The sequence below is a fragment of the Pseudoxanthomonas sp. Root65 genome (genome assembly GCF_001427635.1).
Classification (GTDB): domain Bacteria; phylum Pseudomonadota; class Gammaproteobacteria; order Xanthomonadales; family Xanthomonadaceae; genus Pseudoxanthomonas_A.
The window spans coordinates 549791-571403 of sequence record NZ_LMHA01000001.1 but is presented as its reverse complement, the minus strand read 5'-3'; the positions used below and the strand labels follow the sequence as shown (position 1 = coordinate 571403).

Here is a 21613-nt window from a genome sequence, read left to right as displayed (position 1 = left end):
GGCCGTCGCCGTCCGCGTCACCCAATGCGATAATCCCGGCCTGTACCGCACCGGATGCACGGCCGCATGGCGATCCACTCTTCCGTACTCGAGCTGATCGGCGACACGCCGATCGTCCAGGCCAGGCGCCTCGACACCGGGCTCTGCACCCTCTACCTGAAACTCGAAAGCGCCAACCCCGGCGGGTCCATCAAGGACCGCATCGGCATGTCGATGATCGAGGCCGCCGAGAAGCGCGGCGACCTCAAGCCCGGCGCGACCCTGGTGGAAGGCACGGCCGGCAACACCGGCATCGGCCTGGCACTGGTGGCCCAGCAGAAGGGCTACAAGCTGATGCTGGTGGTCCCGGACAAGATGAGCCGGGAGAAGATCTTCAACTTGAAGGCGATGGGCGCCGAGGTGATCCTGACCCGCTCCGATGTGGCCAAGGGCCATCCCGAGTACTACCAGGACCTGGCCGAGCGGATCGCCCGCGAGACGCCGGGCGCCTATTTCATCAACCAGTTCGGCAACCCGGACAACCCGGCTGCGCACGAATTCGGCACCGGTCCCGAGATCCTGCGGCAGATGGACGGGCAACTGGACGCTATCGTCTTCGGCTGCGGCAGCTCCGGCACCATGACCGGCCTGTCGCGCTGCTTCGCCGAGCATTCACCCCAGACCGAGCTGGTGCTGGCCGATCCGGTCGGCTCGATCCTGACCCAGTACATCAACGAAGGTGTTCTGAGCACTAAGTCGGGCAGCTGGCTGGTCGAGGGCATCGGCGAGGACTTCCTGCCGCAGATCTCGGATTTCAGCCGGGTGAAGAAGGCCTATGCGATCAGCGACGCGGAGAGCTTCCACACCGCGCGCGACCTGCTGGCGAAGGAGGGCATCCTGGGCGGCTCGTCCACCGGCACCCTGTTGGCCGCGGCGCTGAAGTACTGCCGCGAGCAGACCGAACCGAAGAGGGTGCTGGTCTTCGTATGCGACACCGGCAACAAGTACCTGTCGAAGATGTACAACGACTACTGGATGCTGGACAACGGCTTCATCGAGCGTCCCCAGAACGGCGACCTGCGCGACCTGATCCTGCGTCCGTACAGCCAGCGCGACACGGTCGTGGTCAGTCCCACCGATCTGCTCACCACCGCCTACCAGCGCATGAAGCTGTACGACGTCTCACAGTTGCCGGTGATGGAAGGCGACAAGCTGGCCGGCATCGTCGACGAAAGCGACGTGCTGCTGCATGTCTACGGCGACGAGGCCCGCTTCCGCGACCCGGTTTCCACCGCCATGGTCAGTAAACTGGACCGCCTGGACGTGCGCTCGCCCATCGAGGCCTTGCTGCCGGTATTCGACCGGGGCCAAGTGGCCATCATCACCGACGGGGACGCCTTCCTCGGCCTGATCACCCGCATCGACCTGCTCAACTATCTGCGACGCCGCGCACAGTAGACCCCGCGCGCCCGCGCGCCCGCGCGCCCGCGCTACCGGCGCGGGTGACGGCATGGCATGGACGGCACGTTAAGGCCCGGCTGGTAGAATGCCCGGCTGTTTGAAGGAACATGAACATGGCGCACTCTTCCAACCCCGCCAGCGGGGCGCCCGGCGACCTTGCCCTGGGCACGCTGGCCATCCATGGCGGGCAGTCCCCGGACCCCAGCACCGGCGCGGTGATGCCGCCGATCTACGCGACGTCCACGTACGCGCAGAGCAGCCCGGGCGTGCACCAGGGCTTCGAGTATTCCCGCACCCACAATCCCACCCGATTCGCCTACGAGCGCTGCGTCGCCGCGCTGGAAGGCGGCACCCGCGGCTTCGCCTTCGCCTCCGGCATGGCCGCCACCTCGACCGTGCTGGAACTGCTGGACAGCGGCAGTCATGTCATCGCCATGGACGACCTGTACGGCGGCAGCTACCGCCTGTTCGAGCGCGTGCGCAAGCGCACCGCCGCGCTGGATTTCAGCTTCGTCGACCTGACTGACCTGGCGGCGTTCGAGGCCGCGATCCGCCCCGAAACGCGGATGGTGTGGGTGGAAACGCCCACCAATCCCATGCTGAAGATCGTCGACATTGCCGCCATCTGCGAGATCGCACACAAGCATGGCCTGCGCGTGGTGGTCGACAACACCTTCGCCTCCCCGATCCTGCAGCGCCCGCTGCAACTGGGTGCCGACATCGTGATGCACTCGGCCACCAAGTACCTCAACGGCCACTCCGACATGGTCGGCGGCATGGTAGTGGTGGGCGACGACGCGGAACTGGCCGAGCAGATGGCCTTCCTGCAGAACTCCATCGGCGCGGTGCAGGGACCGTTCGACAGCTTCCTCGCGCTGCGCGGCCTGAAGACCCTGCATCTGCGGATGAAGGCGCACTGCGAGAATGCCCTGGCGCTGGCGCAGTGGCTGGAGACGCATTCGGCGATCGAGAAGGTCATCTATCCCGGACTCCCTTCGCATCCGCAGCATGCGCTTGCCGCAAAGCAGATGCAGGGGTATGGCGGCATCATTTCCATAGTGCTCAAGGGTGGATTCGAGGCCGCGAAGAAATTCTGCGAGAACACGAAGTTGTTCACGCTCGCCGAGTCGCTGGGTGGCGTGGAGAGCCTGGTCAACCACCCTGCGGTGATGACCCATGCGTCGGTGCCGGTGGAGCGGCGGGAGAAGCTGGGGATCAGTGAGGGGTTGGTGCGGTTGAGCGTCGGCGTCGAAGCGCTGGCCGACCTGCAGGCCGATGTCTCGCAAGCGTTGCGGAGCTGAGCCTGTGCGATTGCGTTTGGAAAACTATCATCGACTGCTCTCTCTGGTGGGGGCGCTCTCGTGGCGCGACATCGCGAGCCGTTATCGTGGCTCCACTCTCGGCTGGCTGTGGACGTTGCTCAATCCGCTGTTGTTGCTCGCCGTATACGCATTGGCGTTTGGCTACGTCTTCAAGGCGAAGTGGGGGGATGGTAATACGAGCGGCGATTTCGTCCAGTTGCTCTTCATCGGAATCGCCGTACACGGATTCTTCGCCGAATGCCTTATGCGGGCGCCTTCCGTAATCACGGCAAATCCGAGCTTCGTCAAGAAGGTGGTGTTCCCGCTAGGAGTTTTGCCAGCCACGCTGCCTATGGTCGCGCTGTTCAATCTCGGCGCTATCTTGCTGGTGTTCGTACTGGTTCGCGCAGTGATGGGACATTGGCCAGGCGCGTCATATCTGCTCTTCCCAGTGCTGCTGATGCCGATGTTCCTGCTCGCGCTCGCAATGTCGTACTGCCTGGCGTGCCTGGGCGTGTACTTCAAGGATCTGAATCTTCTGGTGCCGAGCCTCAATACGGTGCTGCTGTTTATCTCGTCCGCCATTGTTCCCGTCGCGAGTTTGCCGCCCGAACACCAGAAATGGTTTTATCTCAACCCGATCACTTTCTACATCGACCAAGCACGCAATCTTCTGCTGTGGGATACATCCTTGGACTGGACGGGACTGGCCGTTCGCCTAGCGATCTCGCTTGTATTGTTGGTCCTGTCCGTTGGATTGTTCCGCCAGGCACGCAGGGGGTTCGCGGATGTCATCTGAGAGTGCCATCGTCGCGATGGGCCTGGGCAAGGTCTATACCACCTATCGCAAGCCGTTCCACCGGTTAGTCGAACTGTTCCTTCCTGCGGCGGATGGAGAGCGGCTGGGGAAATCCTTCCATGCGCTGAGCGACGTGGGTTTCGAGATCAAGAAGGGCGAGACGTTCGGCATCCTCGGGCGGAACGGCTCGGGCAAGTCGACCTTGCTGCAGGTCATCAGCGGCATTCTGGAGCCCACCACTGGTGAAGTGCGTGTTGCCGGGCGCATCGCGGCCTTGCTGGAACTGGGTGCGGGTTTCAATCCCGAGTTCACCGGTCGGGAGAACGTGCGTCTCTACGGAGGCCTTCTTGGCATGGACGCCGCGACTCTGGATCGCCGTTTGCCCGAGATCCTAGAGTTCGCCGATATCGGCGACTTTATCGATGAACCAGTCAAGCATTATTCCAGCGGTATGTACGTGCGGCTCGCGTTTTCGGTAGCGATTCACGTTGAGCCGGAAATTCTGATCGTAGATGAAGCCCTGTCGGTCGGCGACGAGGCCTTTCAGCGAAAATGCTTCAGTCGCATTGAGGAGATCAAGCGCGCAGGAGCGACGATCCTGTTCGTCTCCCATTCTGTCGCCAGTATTCTGCAGCTTTGCGATCGTGCGATGGTCTTGCACGAAGGAAGTCGCATCTACCTCGGAGATCCCAATTCTGCGGTCGCGATCTATCAGCGGATCCTCTACGCGCCCAAGGACAAAGTCGGAAGCATGCTGGAGCACGCTCGCGACATGGATGCGCGCGGAGTTGGCATGTCGACCCAGCCTGCGGAAGCCGCCGCGGCCTTGGAGGTCGAGGTCCCCGCCGATGAGTCCGAAGTGGTGGAGATCACGCTTGAGCGGTTCGACGAAGGGCTGGTTTCTAGGAGTCGCTTCGAATTCGAACAGAATGGCGCGAGGATCATCGACCCGCGTATCGTCGATGTCAGTGGGGAGCGCGTCAACGTCCTAGAACATGGGCGCGACTATCGATATGTGTTCGATGTCGAATTTTCCCTCGACGCCTTCTTCGTTCATTTCGGCATGCTGATCAAGAGTGTCAGCGGCGTAGAGATATCCGGAGCTTCTTCCCATTTCTTCGACGATGCGATGCAGGCTGTTCCCGCCGGCGCGCGTACCCAGGTTGTCTTTCATTGGGCCTGCGACCTACTGCCGGGCACCTATTTCCTCAATGCAGGATGCAATGGCGTCGTCGATCGCGATATCGGCGAAACTTTTCTGCACAGGATCGTCGATGCGTACGCTTTCCGCGTGGAGGTGCCCGGCAAGCCGCGCCGAACCGCAGGCTTCTTCAATGTCCTGGTCGCGCCCTTCGTCGAATTGAGTGTGGAGTAGCGCCATGCCGTTCCGCAATGCGATCCTGGTAGTCGGTCCGCCCCGAAGCGGCACCTCGGCCGTGTGCCATGTGCTCAACGAATGCGGAGTCGACTTTGGCGATCCCGCGGATTTCGTCGATCCGGCTGTTAACGCGCACAATCCGGTCTTTTTTGAACTGGTAGATCTGAATGATCTGAACGAGCGCATGATGACGCGGATGGGCTGGACTTACGGCGATTTCAATGCATTGCCGTTGCAGGACGATTTCAGCTCGTCACTTGCCGACGAGTTCGAGGCTGAGGTGACGCGCTTGATCGAAAGGTTCAGCGAAGCTCCGTCGTTCGGGCTGAAGGATCCGCGCTTCTGCTTTACGCTGCCGCTGTGGATCGCACTGCTGTCGCGGTTGGGTATCCGGCCGCGCGTACTGCGAACGCGCCGGAACGCTTCCGCTGTAGCTTTGTCCAATGCTCGACTCAGCCCGGAGCGTGGTATCGAGTATGGGCAGCGCATCGCGATGTTGTCCGATGCCGCCGCGAGCTACTTTCTGCGTGACATTGCACATGAAACGGTACAGTTTGAGGATCTGCGTGGAGGCGCCGCTGGTGCGATCAGTTCCTTGGCGGTCACCGCATCGGTAGGGTCCGAGGAAGTATCCGCAGCGTGCAGCCGGATCTTTCGTGACGAACTGGTTCACTGGCACGCGCATGTCAGTAGCGACGACGATGCACCGGTTTCTGCATCCGACTACGAGCAGCTGGGTCGACTCATGCGGACCTTCGGCCTTCGGCCGGGCGTGGGCGATACCCCGCCTCCGGATGAAAGTGAGGCATTGGCCCAGCTGGAATTGGTGGCCACCGAGCACATCCCGTTCGTTCAAGGGCCTGTGCAGGTCTACTACCGTCGGGAGCAGGAAGTTTTCGCGGAGGAGCGTTCGGTTGTTGTCCCATGGCCGAGCCGGGACTGGGAAGAGGCTGTGGTCATCGAGATTCCCGATCCTGGCGGAGAGTATTTCCGGGTTGACGTCAACATCTCGCCGGGCGCGTACATGATCGATGCGCTCTCGATCGACGGCGTTGCGGTTGCGCCATTGTCGGCGTTTCTCGGTGCGAACGGCGCGGCATACGAGTTGACGGATGGGGCGATCGGCCTGATTGCGAACCACGGCGATCCTTGGATCTATTTCCGTTCACCCAACGGTCCGGCATCGGTGTTGAGGGTGCGAATCTCGCGCATTACGCCGGAGGAGGTGGGACGGCGACTGTTCGACGACCGTCGGTTGGAGTTTGCAATCGGCGTTCTGCAGCGACGGATATCGCAATCCGATGATCGTACTGTCGAATGCGTAGCCAGCCTGCACGATGTGATCTTGCAGAATGGCGAGCGCGTGGGGGCACGTTTGACGGATCTCGAGACCGCAGGTCTGCAGCCGTTGCTCGGCCGCATCACAAGCCTGGGCCAGTCGCAGGAGAGCCTGATCGCCAGCTATGCGCGCGATGGCGACACCCTGCGAGTGCTCATCGAAGATGTGCGCGGCTTGAAGGAGGCTCAAGCCGAGTTCTCGCGGGAACGGGCGAGCGACAGCCTGCGTTTGGACGAGTCGCAGCATCTTCTGGTGGAGCGCATCGGTGAGATTGAACGCGGGCTTGTAGAACTGCATCAGGCGCAGCACATCATTGCCGAGCGGCAAGCGAAGGACGTGGCGCAGGTACAAGACAGTCTTGGTTCGCTGGCTGAATTGCGGCGAATCTCGCTAATGGGTTGGTGGGAAAAGAGAAAGTTCAAGAAAGGGACGCAGTAGTAGGTATGAAAGGATTGATTGATCGGGCAAGGGCTAGCCGATTCCGCGAGGCCGCCCGCAAGGCGTCGCTTACGAACTTTGCGGCGTATTTGCCGCGATTGCTGCAACGATGGTTCATCGCCAGAAGTTCGCTGGTGGATGAGCGTTGGCTGGCCGCAAACGGGGTAGAGGGCGGCAGATCGGAAGTCGTGCGCTTGTTAATGGCCGATACGCTCTCCGTGGCATCTCCGCTACTCGACCTGAACTGGTACCGGGCCAGATACGGTTTGCGCGCTACTGCGGCAGAGGCCCTGTTGCACTACCTTTGGATAGGAGACCGCCTAGGCCTGAAGCCCCATCCCTGGTTCGATGCAGGGGTAGCGAGGCAGTCCGCCATCCGATCCACTGGCCCGTTTCGGACGATCCTGGCTCGCTACCTGGCCGACTGGCGAGCGGTCGCGATGCCTCATCCCTTGTTCGATCAGGCCTACTATCTTCACGTGAATGAGGACGTCCATGCGGGTGGCTACAACCCACTGCTGCATTTCGTCCTATACGGGCAAGACGAGGGTCGAAAGCCGAATGCGTACTTCGATCCGCAGTGGTATCGACAGACTAATCCCGACGTGGCCAATGCGGGAATACCGCCAGCGTTGCACTTCGCCATGTACGGTGCGATCGAGGGACGCAATCCGGGCCCCGATTTCGATGCCCTGGGCTACCGTCTGCAGGTAGGCAAGGCAGCGCTCGGTTTCCTCGATCCACTTTCCCATTACCTTACAGTGGGACGGAATGCCGGTATCCATCCGGCGACGCGTGCGCTCAGAGCGACCCAGCTTACGACAACCGCGGAGCCGGCTACCGACGGCGAGACGCGTGTGGTCGATGTCATCGTCCCGGTGTATCGCGGCCTGGAGGAGACAAGGGCCTGCATCGAATCAGCGCTCGCTGTCGCGGAATTGAACAGGTATCGGCTGCATATCTACAACGACGAATCACCCGAACCGGCGATCACCGAGTACCTGCGCCGGGTTGCGGCCGCCGACCGCAAAGTCAGTCTTGTCGAGAACGAAACCAACCTGGGTTTCGTCGGGACGGTCAACCGCGCGATGCGTGCGGTGATGCAACGCGTCGACTTCGACAGTGTGATCCTGCTGAACAGCGACACCGAGGTCACTGGGGATTGGGCGCGTAGGCTAAATGCACACGCGCTGCGCGATGAAGCGGTCGCGAGCGTTACTGCCATGTCGAATAACGCCACGATCTGCAGCTATCCGCACTTTGGTGACAACCCATTGCCCGCGGACGAGACTCCCGCGGCCATCGATGCCTTGGCCGCGGTCGTGAATCGTGGACTCAGCGTGGAGCTTCCCACGGGCGTGGGCTTCTGCATGCTTATCACCCGCAGGGGGCTGGAGCTGATAGGACTGTTCGACGAGGAGGCCTTCGGCAAGGGGTATGGCGAGGAAGTGGATTTCTGCCAGCGGGCGATCCGCGCGGGTATGAAGAACCTGCTTGCCATGGATGTGTATGTCAAACATGCCGGTGAAGTGAGCTTCGCCAGCTCGAGCAAGCCCGGCAAGCTGATCGCTGAGAAGATCATCAAAACCCGTTACCCGGACTATGCGACCGACGTCGCGACTTTTGTCCGCAGTGATCCCGGTCTGTATGCGCGCCTCCGATTGACGTTCGCGCGCTGGCGCGACCATGGCCGGGATGTACGCGTACTGTTCACCCACGCCCTGGGGGGGGGGACCGAGCGTCGTGTTCAGGAGGCGGTGGCGGGGTTGCCTGCGACCGCGCGTGCCGTCGTGATCCGGCCTGCGAAGGCGAATTTGCAGCGCTTGGTGCTGGAGTGTCATGCAGAGGACGGCTTTCATTCCGAAGTGGAGGTCGCACATGCCGCGGATCTGGCTGCGTTGCTACTGGCCATGGGTACGCGCCACGTGGAGATTCACCACACTCTCGGTTTCAGCGACATTCTGCGCCAAGCGTTGGCACTCGCCGATCTGGCATTCGATTTCGTCGTTCACGACTACTACAGCGCGTGTCCGCAGGTGACATTGACTGATGCGAATGGTCAGTACTGCGGTGAACGCGGGTTGCGCCAGTGCGACCAGTGTATTGCTCTGCGACCGAGCCAGGGCGCGCGCGACATTCGCAACTGGCGGATCGCCAACGAATGGCTCGTCCTGGGTGCGCAGGAACTGACGGCGCCGAGCCTAGATTGCGCACAGCGCATCGGTCGTTACTTCGGACGCACGCCGGACGTGCGCTTGCATGAGGAAGTGCCGGTACTCTCGATGCCGTTGACTGTCTCCCAACGCAAGGGCAGAAAGCGGCGCGTACTGATCCTGGGCGCACTGGCGCCGCACAAGGGTAGGCTGCTTGTGCTTGCCGCCGCGGAAGAGGTCGTCAGACGATCATTGCCGTTGGAGTTCCATTTGATCGGGGACCCTCAGGGAGAAGTGCCCAAGCGATTGTCGACATCCTTCACCTGGACGGGGAGATACGAAGAGGCGCACCTGGAAGACAAGATCCGGAATGCCGACGGCGATATATTCCTGTTCGCTTCCCAAGCACCTGAGACCTATTCGTACACATTGAGCGCAGCCATCCGTTCGGGCCTGCCGATCGTCGCAACGCGGCTCGGTGCGTTCATCGAGCGGCTGGCCGACCTGCCCGACACCAAGTTGGTGGCGCCGGACATCGCGCCCGCTGAGCTGGCCGATGTGCTGTTGGCGATGCCGATGCGTGGTACAGGGGGTGTGGAATGAGCCTGCGGATCGCCATCGTGCCCGAGCGTCTGGGCTCGGTCCTTTCGCCGTGCGGCAGTATCCGGCTCGCCGCGTTCTTCGACGCAATGCGGAAGGAGGGCGCGGAAGACTGGGAGTTCCGTTATCTGATACCGGAAGAAGTGGCCGCGTTCCGGCCGGACGTTATCGTTTGGCAGCGCATCGCGATGGACGAGCGCCAGGTAACCGCCATCGCCGACTTGGCCAAGCGATCCGGAGCCCTCACGATCTACGATCTGGATGACAACCTGTTCGACCTGGACGACGCCGCAGAGCGGCTCGCCTATGCCGATAAGTTGAAGGCGGTCGAGAAGTCGTTGCAAGTAGCGGATCAAGCCTGGTGCTCGACGGTTGAGTTGGCAGATCGCGTGAGCGGCATCGCACGCCATAGGCCTCAGGTAATGGCCAACGCACTCGACCCGGGCTTGTGGGGGGAGGCGCCCGCGTCAGCGGAGCCGGATGCGGGGGTACATTGCCTCATGTACATGGGCACCCGCACGCATGCCGCCGATCTCGGGCTGTTGAGCCAGGCGATGGATTTGCTGGAAGACCGCCAGCCAGGCCGGTTCAAACTCGACATCGTTGGCGTCGCCAGCGAGTATCCGGAGCGGCCCTGGATGCGGGTGCTGCAGATTCCCGGCCACGTGGGCGCCTCCTATCCTGCATTCGTGCACTGGATACGCCAACAGGGAGCACGTCAGTTGGGCGTAGCGCCTCTGCTTGCGTCTTCGTTCAACGACTGCAAGAGCTGCATCAAGGTGATGGACTATGCCGCGCTGGGGATGCCCACCCTGGCATCGGATGTCGCAGCCTATCGGCCTATGCAGGCGGACGTGGAATGCTTCAAGGCGGACAACGATGCTGTCCAGTGGGCGACGGCAATCGAGCGAGCCTGTGGCGACGCGGCACTGGCGTCGAGGGTGCTGGCTGGAGCGGCCGCCCGGATCGGGGCCACCCCTTTCGTGGAGGCGGTGCGACTTCGCGCGGATGCTATTCTTTTAGGGCGAGCCCGCTGAGCGCAGTATCGCGATACGCATGCCGGCCGCGTCCTCCGGACCGGCCGCAGCGCCCGCGCTGCGAACGTCATGGCGTAGCGGAAGATTCAGGGCAGCGGATACCCGGTCGTCTCTGGTCGGGACTGGCCTTTCAAGGCGAGTTGCGCATCTGTTGCAGGTGAGTGCACGAAAGGCTTCATTCTTTAGTTTGAGTAGTATCGCGATCCAATTCATTAACCCGGTGAGACCATGAAGAAACTATTGGGAATGTTGTTGATTGGTATGTCCACGACCGTCGTGCTGACTGCCTGCGACTCTGGAAACAAACAAGCGGGCGGTGTCGATCCGGCGACCGACAGTGCCGCTGCAACGCCGCCGGCACCGGTGGCCACGGTACAGCCTGCTGCCCCGGAGGGTCTGGCGACTCCGTTCGCCGAGAGCGCGCTGTCGATGACGGTAGGTGGCAACTGCTCGCTTGATGCTGTGAACGGCAGTGCGGTTTTGGAAGGCAAGCTCCAGCTCAAGCGTGGCGAGCCGGTAGTGATCGGAGGGTGGGCGGCCGATCAGGCAGGCGTGGTGCCGGCGCAGCCGCAGCTCGTCATTCACAACGATGTCGCGGGCTACACCGCGCCGCTTGCCACCGGTATAGAGCGCGCCGACGTCGCCGCCGCGATGAAGAATCCTGCGCTCTCGAAGGCAGGTTTCGAGTCGCCGCTGTCGTTGCGGGATGTCCCCGCCGGCGTCTACGACTTGTCCGTGGTCGTGACCGGCGAGGCAGCGCGTCGTTGCCCGCTGAACGTATTGCTGACGGTTACGGACTGATCCAGCGCGAATCGTCTCTCAAGCCTGCAGCGTGCTGCAGGCTTTACTGAATACGGGTAGCAAGCCTGTGATGCCAAGATCGTTCAATTTTCGCCACGCAGCCTATGCGCTTGTCGCCATGTGCGTGGCAATCCTCTTCCTTGCCGGACAGCGCAACGAGAGTTCCGAACGATTCCTGCGCATCGGTCTGAGTTCGCCGGATTCTGGAAGTCTGCAGGCGTTCTTCGACACGGGTTCGGGCTTCAATGAGGCGGAGTCCAAACACGTCCACTTCAAGTCCGGCAGCTCCGAGTTGGCGGTGCCGTTGCCATCCGGCAAGGTCCAGGCACTGCGCTTGGACCCCGCTCCAGGCGTCAAGAGCGTTCTCGTACGGGAACTGGCGATCACAGTACCCCGCTCTGGCGGCTATGAGGCAATCAGTGCAGGTGCGCTGCAGCCGGTGAACGAAATCGCCGGATTGACGAGAACGGATGGAGGGATGCAGATCTCCATGGCTCCCGGCAGCACGGATGCGCAGCTGATGCTGGACGCCGACAGCATTTCCGAAGCTGGTACGGAAGCGCCTGTGCTGACGGTCTGGACCAAGTACGTGCTCGGAATCCTGATCTTTGCGCTAGCGGTGTTCCATCTGGCGCGACGTCCCTCCGGCATCCCGGTGACGGCTCTGCTATTGGCTGGTGTAGTGCTGGTCGCGGCACTCGCACTGGTCTCGACCACCGCGCGCTCGATCCATCCGGACGAGCACAACCATGTCGCGGCGGCGCACTATTACTTCAGTCACTGGAAGCCGCCGGCCGTCGACGACCCTGCTATCGTAGATACCTATACTATCTATGGCACCAGTTACCTCAACGAACTGGACATCGGTTATCTGATCGCCGCGAAGGTATCCAATCTCTGGTCGGGCTTCGGACTCGACGATACCGTTTCGCTGCGTTTGTTCAATGTGCTCCTGCTGGCCATTCTTCTTGTGGTCGCCTGGCGGGGCAGGGATACGTGGACGGGTGCTGCAGTGCTGCTGGTGACCTCGCAGCTTTGGTATCTGTTTTCCTATTTCAATGCGGATGCCCTCCCACTGTTCCTTTCTTTGATGCTGGCATTCCTTTACGGGCCGGCCTCATCAGCCGTTTCTGATTACGTGGAAGGCAAGGCAACCAGGTTCTTGCCGTTGCTGGCGTTCGTCCTCGTACTTGGCCTGCTGCTGATATCCAAACGGAATTATCTGCTGATCGTGATGTTCATGGGTCTGTTCCTGTGTGTTCGTCATCTGGCGTTACCTGCCTGGTGCGTGGGATTGGCGGCTTTCGGGGCTGGCCTGTTGAGCTTCAGTCTGATCGGTGGCGCGCAAATGCAGTACATGTTCCCATCCATCGGCGGGTCCTTCGTGCCGGTGGGAAGTGCGATGTTGTTGGCCGCCATGCTCGCGGGCACCTGGCGCGTCTTGGGGAGCAAAGAGTTACGTCCCAAGTTCTATCGGATGGTGGCCCTCTTCTCGCTTGCTGCGATGCTGGCTTTCCCGCGCGTAATGCTGGACCGCGACGTCAACGGCGGCTCCGCCGAGAAGACGGCGAAGGTGCTGGCCGCAGCCGAAAAGTACGGGGAGGTCAGGTTCAAACCGTCGACCCTTGCCAACAATCCTGCAGCCAGCTACCCGGGGCGTAACCTCGCTGCGAAAGGCGTGACGATCGGTCAACTGTTCGGCCATCCATATGACTGGCTCTACCAGAGCTGGCGCAGCTCGATGGGCGTGTACGGGTACATGAACGCGTTCGCTCCGGAATGGCTTTACTTGCTGGTCAGCATCGGCCTTCTGCTGTGCTTGGCAGGCGCGTTCAGGCATGGCATCCGGGACGGGACATTCCGCCGCGATACTTTCGTAGTGTGTTGTATCGCGGCTCTAGTGGTGCTCAGCTCGATCGTCCATAGCTGGGCCTACGACTTCCAGCCACAGGGGCGCTACCTGATGCCTATCGCGGCGTTGCTTGCTGTGCTGGCATTGGCGCACCCGATCCTGCTGCGCTCACGCTTGATGTCCGCCGGACTGGCGACCAGCTATCTGGCTTCGCTGTTCTCGTTCCTCTTCTTCGCAATCCCGATTCTGGCCAGTCGTTGACGGCCGGCTGGAGTTTGGTTGGTGGGCGGTGGCGAGCCCAGCCGGTCCCGCACGCCGCAAAGCTCAGGTCCGATTGAGTGCTGCGTCTGCGGCAGCCATCACCTGATCAAGATGGTCCTCGACACCGACCCAGAGCGGCATCCGCACCAAGCGATCGCTGATCGAATCGGTGACGCTCATATCCGACGCTGTTCGGCAGTGGGCGATGCCGGCGGGGGAAGAATGCAGCGGAATGTAATGGAACACGGTTTGCACGCCCTGCTCCTTCATCGCTTGGATGAAATGCGTCCTGTGCTCCAGAGAGGGCAGCAACAAGTAGTACATGTGCGCGTTGTGCGTACGGTCTGACGGGACAATAGGGCGACGCAGCCGCCCAGCGCCCTCATGTGCCGCGGCCCATGCGTGATAGCGGTCCCAAATGGCGAGTCGCCGTGACGTGATGCCGTCGGCGTCTTCGATCTGTGCTGTCAGGAACGCTGCGGTAATTTCTCCTGGGAGGAACGACGACCCGATGTCCACCCACGTGTACTTGTCCACCTGACCGCGGAAGAAACGGCTGCGGTTGGTGCCTTTCTCACGAATGATCTCGGCGCGCTCGCCGGCCTCACGGTCGCGGCACAACAATGCGCCGCCTTCACCGGAGATAATGTTCTTTGTCTCGTGGAAGCTGAGAGCGCCGTAGTCGCCGATGGTTCCAAGCGGCCGTCCCTTGTAGGTGGACATGATCGCCTGGGCAGCGTCCTCGACCACCTTCAGTCCGTAGCGATCTGCGATTTCCATGATCGCGTCCATCTCGCAGGCGACACCCGCGTAGTGGACAACGCAGATCGCCTTCGTGCGCGGGCCTATGGCCGCTTCGATCAGGCGTTCGTCGATGTTCAACGTATCCTCGCGGATATCGACGAAGACGGGTACTGCGCCGCGCAATGCAAACGCGCTTGCGGTGGACACGAAGGTATAGGAAGGAAGAATGACTTCATCACCGGGCTGCAGATCCAGCAGCAACGCCGCCATCTCAAGCGCTGCCGTACAACTGTGTGCAAGCAGCGCGCGGCCGGCCTGGGTTCGCTCCTCCAGCCATGCGTGACAGCGCTTGGTGAAGCTTCCGTCACCCGACAGATGCCCATTGGCGTGTGCTTGAGCAATATGCGCGAGCTCGCGGCCTGTCATGTAAGGCTTGTTGAAGGGAATCATTGCGTGGAACTCCTTGTAGAGGCTCTTCAGCCCGTGGATCGCGAGAGGACGACGACGCCGGCCACGATAATCAGCGTGCCGACAAGCTTGTAGGCATCCAGACGTTCCTGAAAAAGCCATGCCGCCAGAAGGACGACAATAACGAAGTTCATCGACATGAAGGGATAGGCGCGACTGAGTGGCAGCCGATTGATCGCCGCCATCCAGCAAATGGATGCACCGAATGCCGCTGCAAATCCGGAGATGACCCAAGGCTTCAGCAGTAGCGTTACAATGTTAGTGGCCGACAGTGGGCCATTGAGAAGATGCGAGTGCAGGCCAACCTGCCACTTGAGTATCAGCTGACCGTATACGGTCAGAAGGATGGTTAAGGTGATGAAGACATAAGCCATAGAGCCACTCGCTCAATAAGTCGGGCGCCCGCGGCGCGCGCAGTGTGTCAGGCGCCCGGCGCGAGCTTTTCCGGATCACGCCATCCCCAGATATAATGTGACGCGTCCGGGCCTGCGTTGAATATCAAGTCAAGGATACTCACCGCATGCTCGAATCCATCGGAAAGCTGCTTGTACTCCGGATATCCCGAATAGTCCTTGTATTCCAGCTGGATGCCGGCGTCCTCGAACCTTTGCGGGTCGATGTACGAACGGGCTGCCGGGCCGGACAGGTAATGGGTGGCTCCCGCCTTCACCAGCAAATCGATCAAACGATCCAGCTTGCTACCCGTGGCATCGAACTCCAGAGAGTCGCGGAACTCGGTCCGTATTCCCAATACTTCCTGTGCAATCCGCCGAGTGACGGCCTGATTCATCTCTGACAGGGAGTTCCACGCGGTGCCTGTATACAGCTCCTCGATGAGGGGTGAATACTCGCGGAAATGGCGGGCTTTGGTATAAGCATGACGGATCGTCGACCAGTGCTTCCGCTGCCAGCCGGCGTCGGGCAATTGCACTTCATTGATCAGGCGTTTGATGTTGCCACCTGTCGGTACTGTCAGCCAGACCGGCGTTCCATTCGCGATCACACGGTTGCGCGAACGCCAGTCCTGGTAGGTGAACTGGACGTCGTCGTAGAAAATGAAGGTATCGACGTCGTGAATGATGTCGAAATATCCCTTCCAAGGGATATAGCTGGATTGCAGTACGGCAACCCGCTTCTGGCTGCTCATGCGCTGAGGGCTCTGTTGTGGTGGCGGCTCCCAGCTTTGACGAATGACCTGGGAGGAAGCTTGGAGCCGTCAACGATGGTGCAGTTGGCGCCGATGAAGCTCAGTGCTCCAACGGATACGAAGCCGCAAAGTGTAGCAGCCGGGCTGATGAAAGTACCTTCTCCGATGGCGTTGTCGTGACTGATGGTGGCCTGCGGCCACAGTACGCAGAGGTCGCCGATGCCTGCAAAGGCATCCACGTCCACGTTGGCCATCACAAGACAGCCGGCGCCGAGTGAGGCGCGAGGGCTGACGCGTGCGCGGGGATGCACGATTGATGGAAACTCGAATCCCAGTGAAAGCAAGTGGCGAAACATCGTCATCCGGGCATCCATATGACGATATCCGATCGCCATGGCAAGATCGGCGTCCTCGGTCGATATGCGCGAGCCCAGGTCATCGGTTCGCCCCACGATGTCTTCCCCAATATTGGAATCATCGACGTGCCCCATCACCGTGCGGCCAGATTCTTCGGCGAGCACTCTGACCAGGCGACCGAAAGACGATGCTCCGATGATCACCAAAGGCTTCAATTGCCGACCTCCTCTTCGACCAGGAACAATGGCATGGACGCAGTTTTGAAATTGATGCGCGCCAGGTACTCGCCGAAGATACCGAGGATCAGCAATTGGAGGCCGCCCAGGAATGTCATGCCGGCCATGATCGACGCATAGCCGCTCACGCTTAGCGCCCCCGTCAGTTTTGCAATCAGGATGGAAACGCCCCATGCCGCTCCGCCGAGCGAAGCGCTGAGGCCTAGCCACGTCGCAATGCGCAGTGGAAGATCGGAGAACGTCACGAAGATGTTGATCATGTGAGCGACCAGCATCCTCACGCTGTAACTGCTTTTCCCGTGAAATCGAGCGTCGTGCGGTACGACTACCGTCGCATAGTTGTGCGTGATCCAGGAGATGTAGCCGTCGATGAAAGTGAACGGCGACTGGAATCGCTCAAGGCCGTTCGCCACGGTGCGATGAATGACGCGGAACGAAGTGTATTCCCGGTTCAAGCTGGGTATCGCGAACTTGAACAGGCTGCGGCCCACCTCCGAGGTGAGGTTTCGCCACCAGGCATGGCTGCGCGTTTCGTTCACGCCATACACCACCTGGTGCCCTTCCTCGGCCTTCTGCAGCAGCGCAGGAACCGACTCGGGTGGCTGTTCGAGATCTTCATCGATGGTGACGATCCACTCACCGCGCGCATGAGCGATGCCGCACAGGGTGGCGGCATGCTGTCCGAAGTTCCGACTCAGCCGGATGCCACGGACCTTCGATGGATTTTCGGCACACAGACGGTCTATGGCGGCCCAGTTTGCCGGGCTGCCACGGTCGTCGACAAAAATGATCTCGTAGGATTTGCCCAGCGGCTCCAGCGCCACAGAGAGGCGTCGACGCAGTTCGCCTATGGATTTCGAGCCCCTATAAACCGGTACCACCACGGAGTAATGGGGTGGAATTGAGGGGCCAGCGGGTATGGTCATGGTGTGGCGGAGTCGTTGTCGTCTAGGTCGGAAGCTAAATGGCGCGGTATGGGGTCACTGGGCGCTGCAAGAGTAGGTTTGCGACGGCTCAGGCCATCAGTTCAGCGCTGACTCAAGTTCCGGCAGCAGCGCAAACAAATCCCCCACCAACCCAATATCCGCAATCTCGAAGATCGGGGACTCCGGGTCCTTGTTGATCGCCACGATCGTACCTGCGTCCTTGATGCCGGTCAGGTGCTGGATGGCGCCGGAGATGCCGACGGCGACGTACAGCTCGGGGGCGATGATCTTGCCGGTCTGGCCGACCTGCAGTTCGTTCGGCACGTAGCCGGCGTCGACGGCGGCGCGCGACGCGCCGACGGCGGCGCCGAGCTTGTCGGCCAGCGCGTAAATGACCTTGAAGTTCTCGGCCGAACCGACGCCGCGGCCGCCGGAGACGACACGCTTGGCGCTCTGCAGGTCGGGGCGGTCGGACTTGCCGGCGGCCAGGCCGAGGTAGCGGGTATGCGTCGGCAAGGCGGCGTCCACGCTGACGGCCTCGATCGTCGCGCTGCCGCCCCTGCCGGCTTCCGGCCAGGAGGCGGTGCGCACGGTGGCGACCACGGTCTGGTCGGCCGGGGTTTCGACCGTGATGATCGCATTGCCGGCGTAGATCGGGCGCTTGAAGGTATGCGGGCCTTCCACAGTCATCAGGTCGGAGACCTGGTTGACGCCCAGCAGGGCGGCCACGCACGGCAGCAGGTCCTTGCCGAAGGTGGTGGATGGGGCGAACACGTGCGTATAGCCCGCCGCCAGCTGGGCGATCTGGGGCGCCAGCACCTGCGCGATGGGGTTCGCGTTGGCGGCGTTGGCGACGGTCAGTACCTTGGCGACGCCGGCGATCTGTGCGGCGTCGGCGGCGACAGCGGCCGGATCGGCGGCCAGCACGACCACGTCGATGGCGTCGGCGTTCACGGCAGCCGCCGCGCTGACGGTCTTGGCGGTGGAGGCGTTGAGCTTGCCGTCCAGGTGTTCGGCAATGACGAGAACCTTGGCCATTACAGCAACCCCTTCTGCTTGAGTGCGGCGACCAGTTCGGCCGCGTCCTTGACCATCACGCCCTTGCTGCGCTTGGCTGGCGGGGCGTAGTGGGTGGTCTTGTGCGTGTCGGCGGCGTCCACGCCGAGGTCGGCCAGCTGCAGGGTCTCCAGCGGCTTGCTCTTGGCCTTCATGATGTCCGGCAGCTTGATGAAGCGCGGCTCGTTGAGGCGCAGGTCGGTGGTGACCACGGCCGGCAGATCAACTTCCAGTGTTTCCAGGCCGGCGTCGACTTCGCGCACCACCGTAGCCTTGCCGTCGGCGATGTCGAGCTTGCCGGCGAAGGTGGCCTGCGGGCGGCCCCACAGCGTGGCCAGCATCTGGCCGGTCTGGTTGGCGTCGTCGTCGATGGCCTGCTTGCCGAGGATCACCAGGTCGGGCGCCTCCTTCTCGACCAGCTTCAGCAGGGTGCGGGCGGCGGTCAGCGGCTGGATGGCCTGGTCGGTGACCACGTGGATGGCGCGGTTGGCACCCATGGCCAGGCCGTTGCGCAGGTGGGCCTGGGCGTCGGCGGGGGCGATGGTGGCGACCACGACGTCGGTGGCGATGCCCTTGTCGCGCAGGCGCAGGGCTTCTTCCAGCGCGATCTCGTCGAAGGGGTTGGGGGACAGCTTGACGCCGTCGGTGACCACGCCGGAGCCGTCCGGCTTGACCTGGATGCGGACGTTGTAGTCCACCACGCGCTTGTAGGCGACGAGAATCTTCATCCTGCGGGAATTCCTGTATGCGACGGTGAGGCCCGGCCGCGGCGGCTGGCCGAGGGCAGACCCGGGATTTTAGCCGTCAGGCGGTGGCCATGCGAGCCCGTACGGTACCGTCCGCCAGCCGGGACGCCAGCACGGCCGCGAAACGAGCGGCGCTGCCGGGGGCCTGGGCGAAGAACAGCGAGGGCTCGGTCAGTTCCAGTTCGAGCAACTGCGGCAGGCCATCGGCGCCGGTCAGCAGATCGACGCGCGCGTAGGCGATGGGGTCTTCGAGCTGTCGCAGCCGCATGGCGGCGGTAAGGATCCGTTCGGCCAGCGCCTGTTCCGCGGGCGTGGCGGTCGTGGCGACGATATCGCCCAGAGCCATGGGCGCCTGCCGCGCGCCTTCGCCGGGCGGCAGTTGCGCACCCTTGCGGGCGGCGTGGCTGAACCGTCCGTTGAAATAGAGCAGCGCGGTTTCGCCGTGCCGGTCGACCGAGGCCACGTAAGGCTGCAGCATGACGCTGCGCTCCTGCTCCAGCAGGCGGCCGATGTGGTTGCCGGCCACGAACTGCTGGTCGCGGGCGTAGCGCTGGGTGTCGCGGGCGCCGGCGCTGACCGTGGGCTTGACGACGAACTCCCCGGCATCGAACTCATCCAGGAAGGCAGCCAATGCGTCCATCGGCTCGGCGTCGGGCTCGACGAACCGGGTGGGAACAACCGGAATGCCCACGGTCGCCAGATCGGCGAGATAGTGCTTGTCGGTGTTCCAGCGCACCACGTTCAGGGGATTCATCAGGTGTGTCACCCGGTCCGCGTGTTCGCACCAGGCCAGGAACTCGGGCAGCCGTTCCGTGTAGTCCCACGGCGAGCGCAGCAGCGCTGCATCGAAGCGGGACCAGCTCACCGTCGGGTCGTCCCAGGCCACTGCCCGGGCGTGCAGGCCGGCGTCCGCGCAGGCATCCAGCAGGGGCGCGAGGTCGTCGTCGTGACCGGAGGCGGCCACGGCGGTAACGAGGGCGAGGGTCTTCATACGTCGGCAAGTGTACGCGCACGTCCTGCGCTGGACTCCCATTGCCCAAAAGTACCTGTGTCGGCCCGGGAGCGCTGGGTAGAATGCAGACTTTCTTCATCGATTGGATCGCGCCATGACGGGTAACCCCGGTTCCGGAGGCAAGCAGAAGCTCTATCCCAGTGCCGCAGCGGCACTGCAGGGCGTCGTGGCCGACGGCCAGACACTCGCCGTGGGCGGCTTCGGCCTGTGCGGCATTCCGGAAGCGTTGATCGCCGCCCTGCGCGACAGCGGCGCGAAGGGGCTCACGGCCATTTCCAACAATGCCGGTGTGGACGGCTTCGGCCTGGGCCTGCTGCTGGAGACCCGCCAGATCAGCAAGATGATTTCGTCCTACGTGGGCGAGAACAAGGAGTTCGAGCGGCAGTTCCTGTCCGGCGAGCTGGAACTGGAGTTCAACCCGCAGGGCACGCTGGCCGAACGCCTGCGCGCCGGCGGTGCCGGCATCCCGGCCTTCTTCACCCGCACCGGCTACGGCACGGTGGTGGCCGAAGGCAAGGAGACCCGCCAGTTCGGCGAACACTGGTATGTCATGGAAACGGCGCTCAGCGCCGACGTGTCGCTGGTCAAGGCGTGGAAGGCCGACAAGTCCGGCAACCTGGTGTTCCGCAAGACGGCGCGCAACTTCAACCCGGCCTGCGCCATGGCGGGCAAGGTGTGCATTGCCGAAGTCGAGGAGGTCGTGGAGGTGGGCGAAATCGATCCCGACCACGTCCACCTGCCGGGCATCTACGTGGACCGCATCGTCCACAACCCGAGCCCCGAGAAGCGCATCGAGCAGCGCACCGTCCGCCAAGGAGACAAGTGATGCCCTGGACCCGCGATGAAATGGCGCAGCGCGCCGCCCGCGAACTGACCGACGGTGCCTACGTCAACCTCGGCATCGGCCTGCCGACCCTGGTCGCCAACCACATCCCGGCTGGCATGGACGTGTGGCTTCAGTCCGAGAACGGCCTGCTCGGCATCGGGCCGTTCCCGGCCGAGTACGAGGTCGACGCCGACCTGATCAACGCCGGCAAGCAGACCGTCACGGCCCGGGCCGGTGCCAGCTATTTCGGCAGCCACGATTCGTTCGCGATGATCCGGGGTGGCCACATCGACCTGGCCGTGCTGGGCGCCATGCAGGTCACCGACAAGGGCGACCTGGCCAACTGGATGGTGCCCGGCAAGATGGTCAAGGGCATGGGCGGCGCCATGGACCTGGTGGCCGGCGTCAAGCGCATCGTGGTGCTGATGGAGCACGTGGCGAAGGACGGCAGCCACAAGATCCTGCCGCAGTGCGACCTGCCGCTGACCGGCGTAGGCGTCGTGGACCGGATCATCACGGACCTGGCGGTCTTCGATGTCACACCTGAAGGGCTGGCGCTCGTGGAAATGGCCGAGGGCGTGAGCGAAACGGAGCTGGCGACCAAGACGGGCGTCCCCTTCAAGACCGTCTGACCCCACCAAGTCGTGACCGAAGTCCGATTGGTTTGAGTCATGCTGCACGTCTGACTTTCAGCTG

General features: G+C 62.4%; 19 protein-coding genes. 11 read left to right on the top strand and 8 right to left on the bottom strand.

From position 1 onward, the window contains the following. Nucleotides 1-66 precede the first annotated feature (66 nt). The 9 genes from ASD77_RS02560 to ASD77_RS02520 all read left to right on the top strand — a co-directional run bounded on the left by ASD77_RS02560 (nt 67) and on the right by ASD77_RS02520 (nt 13399). A complete protein-coding gene (locus ASD77_RS02560) occupies nt 67-1437 on the top strand; it encodes a pyridoxal-phosphate dependent enzyme (RefSeq protein ID WP_055940914.1) in 1371 nt (456 codons plus the stop codon). A 116-nt stretch (nt 1438-1553) separates the two neighbouring features. Beyond that, nucleotides 1554-2741: a cystathionine gamma-synthase gene (locus ASD77_RS02555; protein ID WP_055940911.1), complete on the top strand. Its 1188-nt coding sequence runs from the start codon at nt 1554-1556 to the stop codon at nt 2739-2741. 4 nt (nt 2742-2745) lie between these two features. Continuing rightward, a complete protein-coding gene (locus ASD77_RS02550; RefSeq protein WP_162247576.1) occupies nt 2746-3540 on the top strand; it encodes an ABC transporter permease in 795 nt (264 codons plus the stop codon). After that, the gene (locus ASD77_RS02545; RefSeq protein ID WP_055936888.1) at nt 3530-4915 is read left to right on the top strand and encodes an ABC transporter ATP-binding protein; all 1386 of its coding nucleotides are present in this window, start codon (nt 3530-3532) and stop codon (nt 4913-4915) included. Before ASD77_RS02550 ends, ASD77_RS02545 begins: the two co-directional genes overlap by 11 nt. A 4-nt stretch (nt 4916-4919) precedes the next feature. Continuing rightward, nucleotides 4920-6695, top strand: a complete 1776-nt coding sequence (locus ASD77_RS02540; RefSeq protein WP_055936885.1) for a sulfotransferase family protein — start codon at nt 4920-4922, stop codon at nt 6693-6695. Nucleotides 6696-6700: 5 nt separating this feature from the next. Next, complete coding sequence (locus tag ASD77_RS02535; RefSeq protein WP_082563082.1) at nt 6701-9451, top strand: glycosyltransferase; 2751 nt, start codon at nt 6701-6703, stop codon at nt 9449-9451. Beyond that, a complete protein-coding gene (locus ASD77_RS02530; RefSeq protein WP_055936879.1) occupies nt 9448-10485 on the top strand; it encodes a hypothetical protein in 1038 nt (345 codons plus the stop codon). Before ASD77_RS02535 ends, ASD77_RS02530 begins: the two co-directional genes overlap by 4 nt. Nucleotides 10486-10713: 228 nt before the next feature. Next, on the top strand, nt 10714-11286 hold the full coding sequence (locus ASD77_RS02525) for a hypothetical protein (protein ID WP_055936876.1): 573 nt from the start codon (nt 10714-10716) through the stop codon (nt 11284-11286). A gap of 70 nt (nt 11287-11356) precedes the next feature. Further along, a complete protein-coding gene (locus ASD77_RS02520; RefSeq protein ID WP_156383437.1) occupies nt 11357-13399 on the top strand; it encodes a hypothetical protein in 2043 nt (680 codons plus the stop codon). A 63-nt stretch (nt 13400-13462) separates the two neighbouring features. Here ASD77_RS02520 and rffA read toward each other — a convergent pair whose 3' ends face one another. The 8 genes from rffA to ASD77_RS02480 form a co-directional block, all read right to left on the bottom strand. Further along, on the bottom strand, nt 13463-14593 hold the full coding sequence (gene rffA, locus ASD77_RS02515; protein WP_055936870.1) for a dTDP-4-amino-4,6-dideoxygalactose transaminase: 1131 nt from the start codon (nt 14591-14593) through the stop codon (nt 13463-13465). 26 nt (nt 14594-14619) lie between these two features. Further along, on the bottom strand, nt 14620-14985 hold the full coding sequence (locus ASD77_RS02510) for an EamA family transporter (RefSeq protein WP_055936865.1): 366 nt from the start codon (nt 14983-14985) through the stop codon (nt 14620-14622). Nucleotides 14986-15032: 47 nt separating this feature from the next. Further along, nucleotides 15033-15758, bottom strand: a complete 726-nt coding sequence (locus ASD77_RS02505) for a WbqC family protein (RefSeq protein WP_055936862.1) — start codon at nt 15756-15758, stop codon at nt 15033-15035. Beyond that, nucleotides 15755-16330: a hypothetical protein gene (locus tag ASD77_RS02500; protein WP_055936859.1), complete on the bottom strand. Its 576-nt coding sequence runs from the start codon at nt 16328-16330 to the stop codon at nt 15755-15757. The genes ASD77_RS02505 and ASD77_RS02500 overlap by 4 nt, the downstream gene beginning before the upstream one ends. Then, the gene (locus ASD77_RS02495) at nt 16327-17277 is read right to left on the bottom strand and encodes a glycosyltransferase family 2 protein (protein ID WP_082563080.1); all 951 of its coding nucleotides are present in this window, start codon (nt 17275-17277) and stop codon (nt 16327-16329) included. The genes ASD77_RS02500 and ASD77_RS02495 overlap by 4 nt, the downstream gene beginning before the upstream one ends. Nucleotides 17278-17373: 96 nt before the next feature. Then, nucleotides 17374-18315: an electron transfer flavoprotein subunit alpha/FixB family protein gene (locus tag ASD77_RS02490; RefSeq protein ID WP_055936850.1), complete on the bottom strand. Its 942-nt coding sequence runs from the start codon at nt 18313-18315 to the stop codon at nt 17374-17376. Beyond that, the gene (locus ASD77_RS02485; protein WP_055936847.1) at nt 18315-19061 is read right to left on the bottom strand and encodes an electron transfer flavoprotein subunit beta/FixA family protein; all 747 of its coding nucleotides are present in this window, start codon (nt 19059-19061) and stop codon (nt 18315-18317) included. Before ASD77_RS02485 ends, ASD77_RS02490 begins: the two co-directional genes overlap by 1 nt. A 76-nt stretch (nt 19062-19137) precedes the next feature. Further along, a complete protein-coding gene (locus tag ASD77_RS02480; RefSeq protein ID WP_055936844.1) occupies nt 19138-20070 on the bottom strand; it encodes a hypothetical protein in 933 nt (310 codons plus the stop codon). A gap of 115 nt (nt 20071-20185) precedes the next feature. Here ASD77_RS02480 and ASD77_RS02475 point away from each other — a divergent pair, with 115 nt between their 5' ends. Together ASD77_RS02475 and ASD77_RS02470 are read left to right on the top strand one after the other, a co-directional pair. Next, nucleotides 20186-20917, top strand: coding sequence for a CoA transferase subunit A (locus tag ASD77_RS02475; RefSeq protein WP_055936841.1), 732 nt, complete (start codon nt 20186-20188; stop codon nt 20915-20917). Further along, nucleotides 20917-21549, top strand: coding sequence for a CoA transferase subunit B (locus tag ASD77_RS02470; RefSeq protein WP_055936838.1), 633 nt, complete (start codon nt 20917-20919; stop codon nt 21547-21549). The genes ASD77_RS02475 and ASD77_RS02470 overlap by 1 nt, the downstream gene beginning before the upstream one ends. Nucleotides 21550-21613 lie beyond the last annotated feature (64 nt).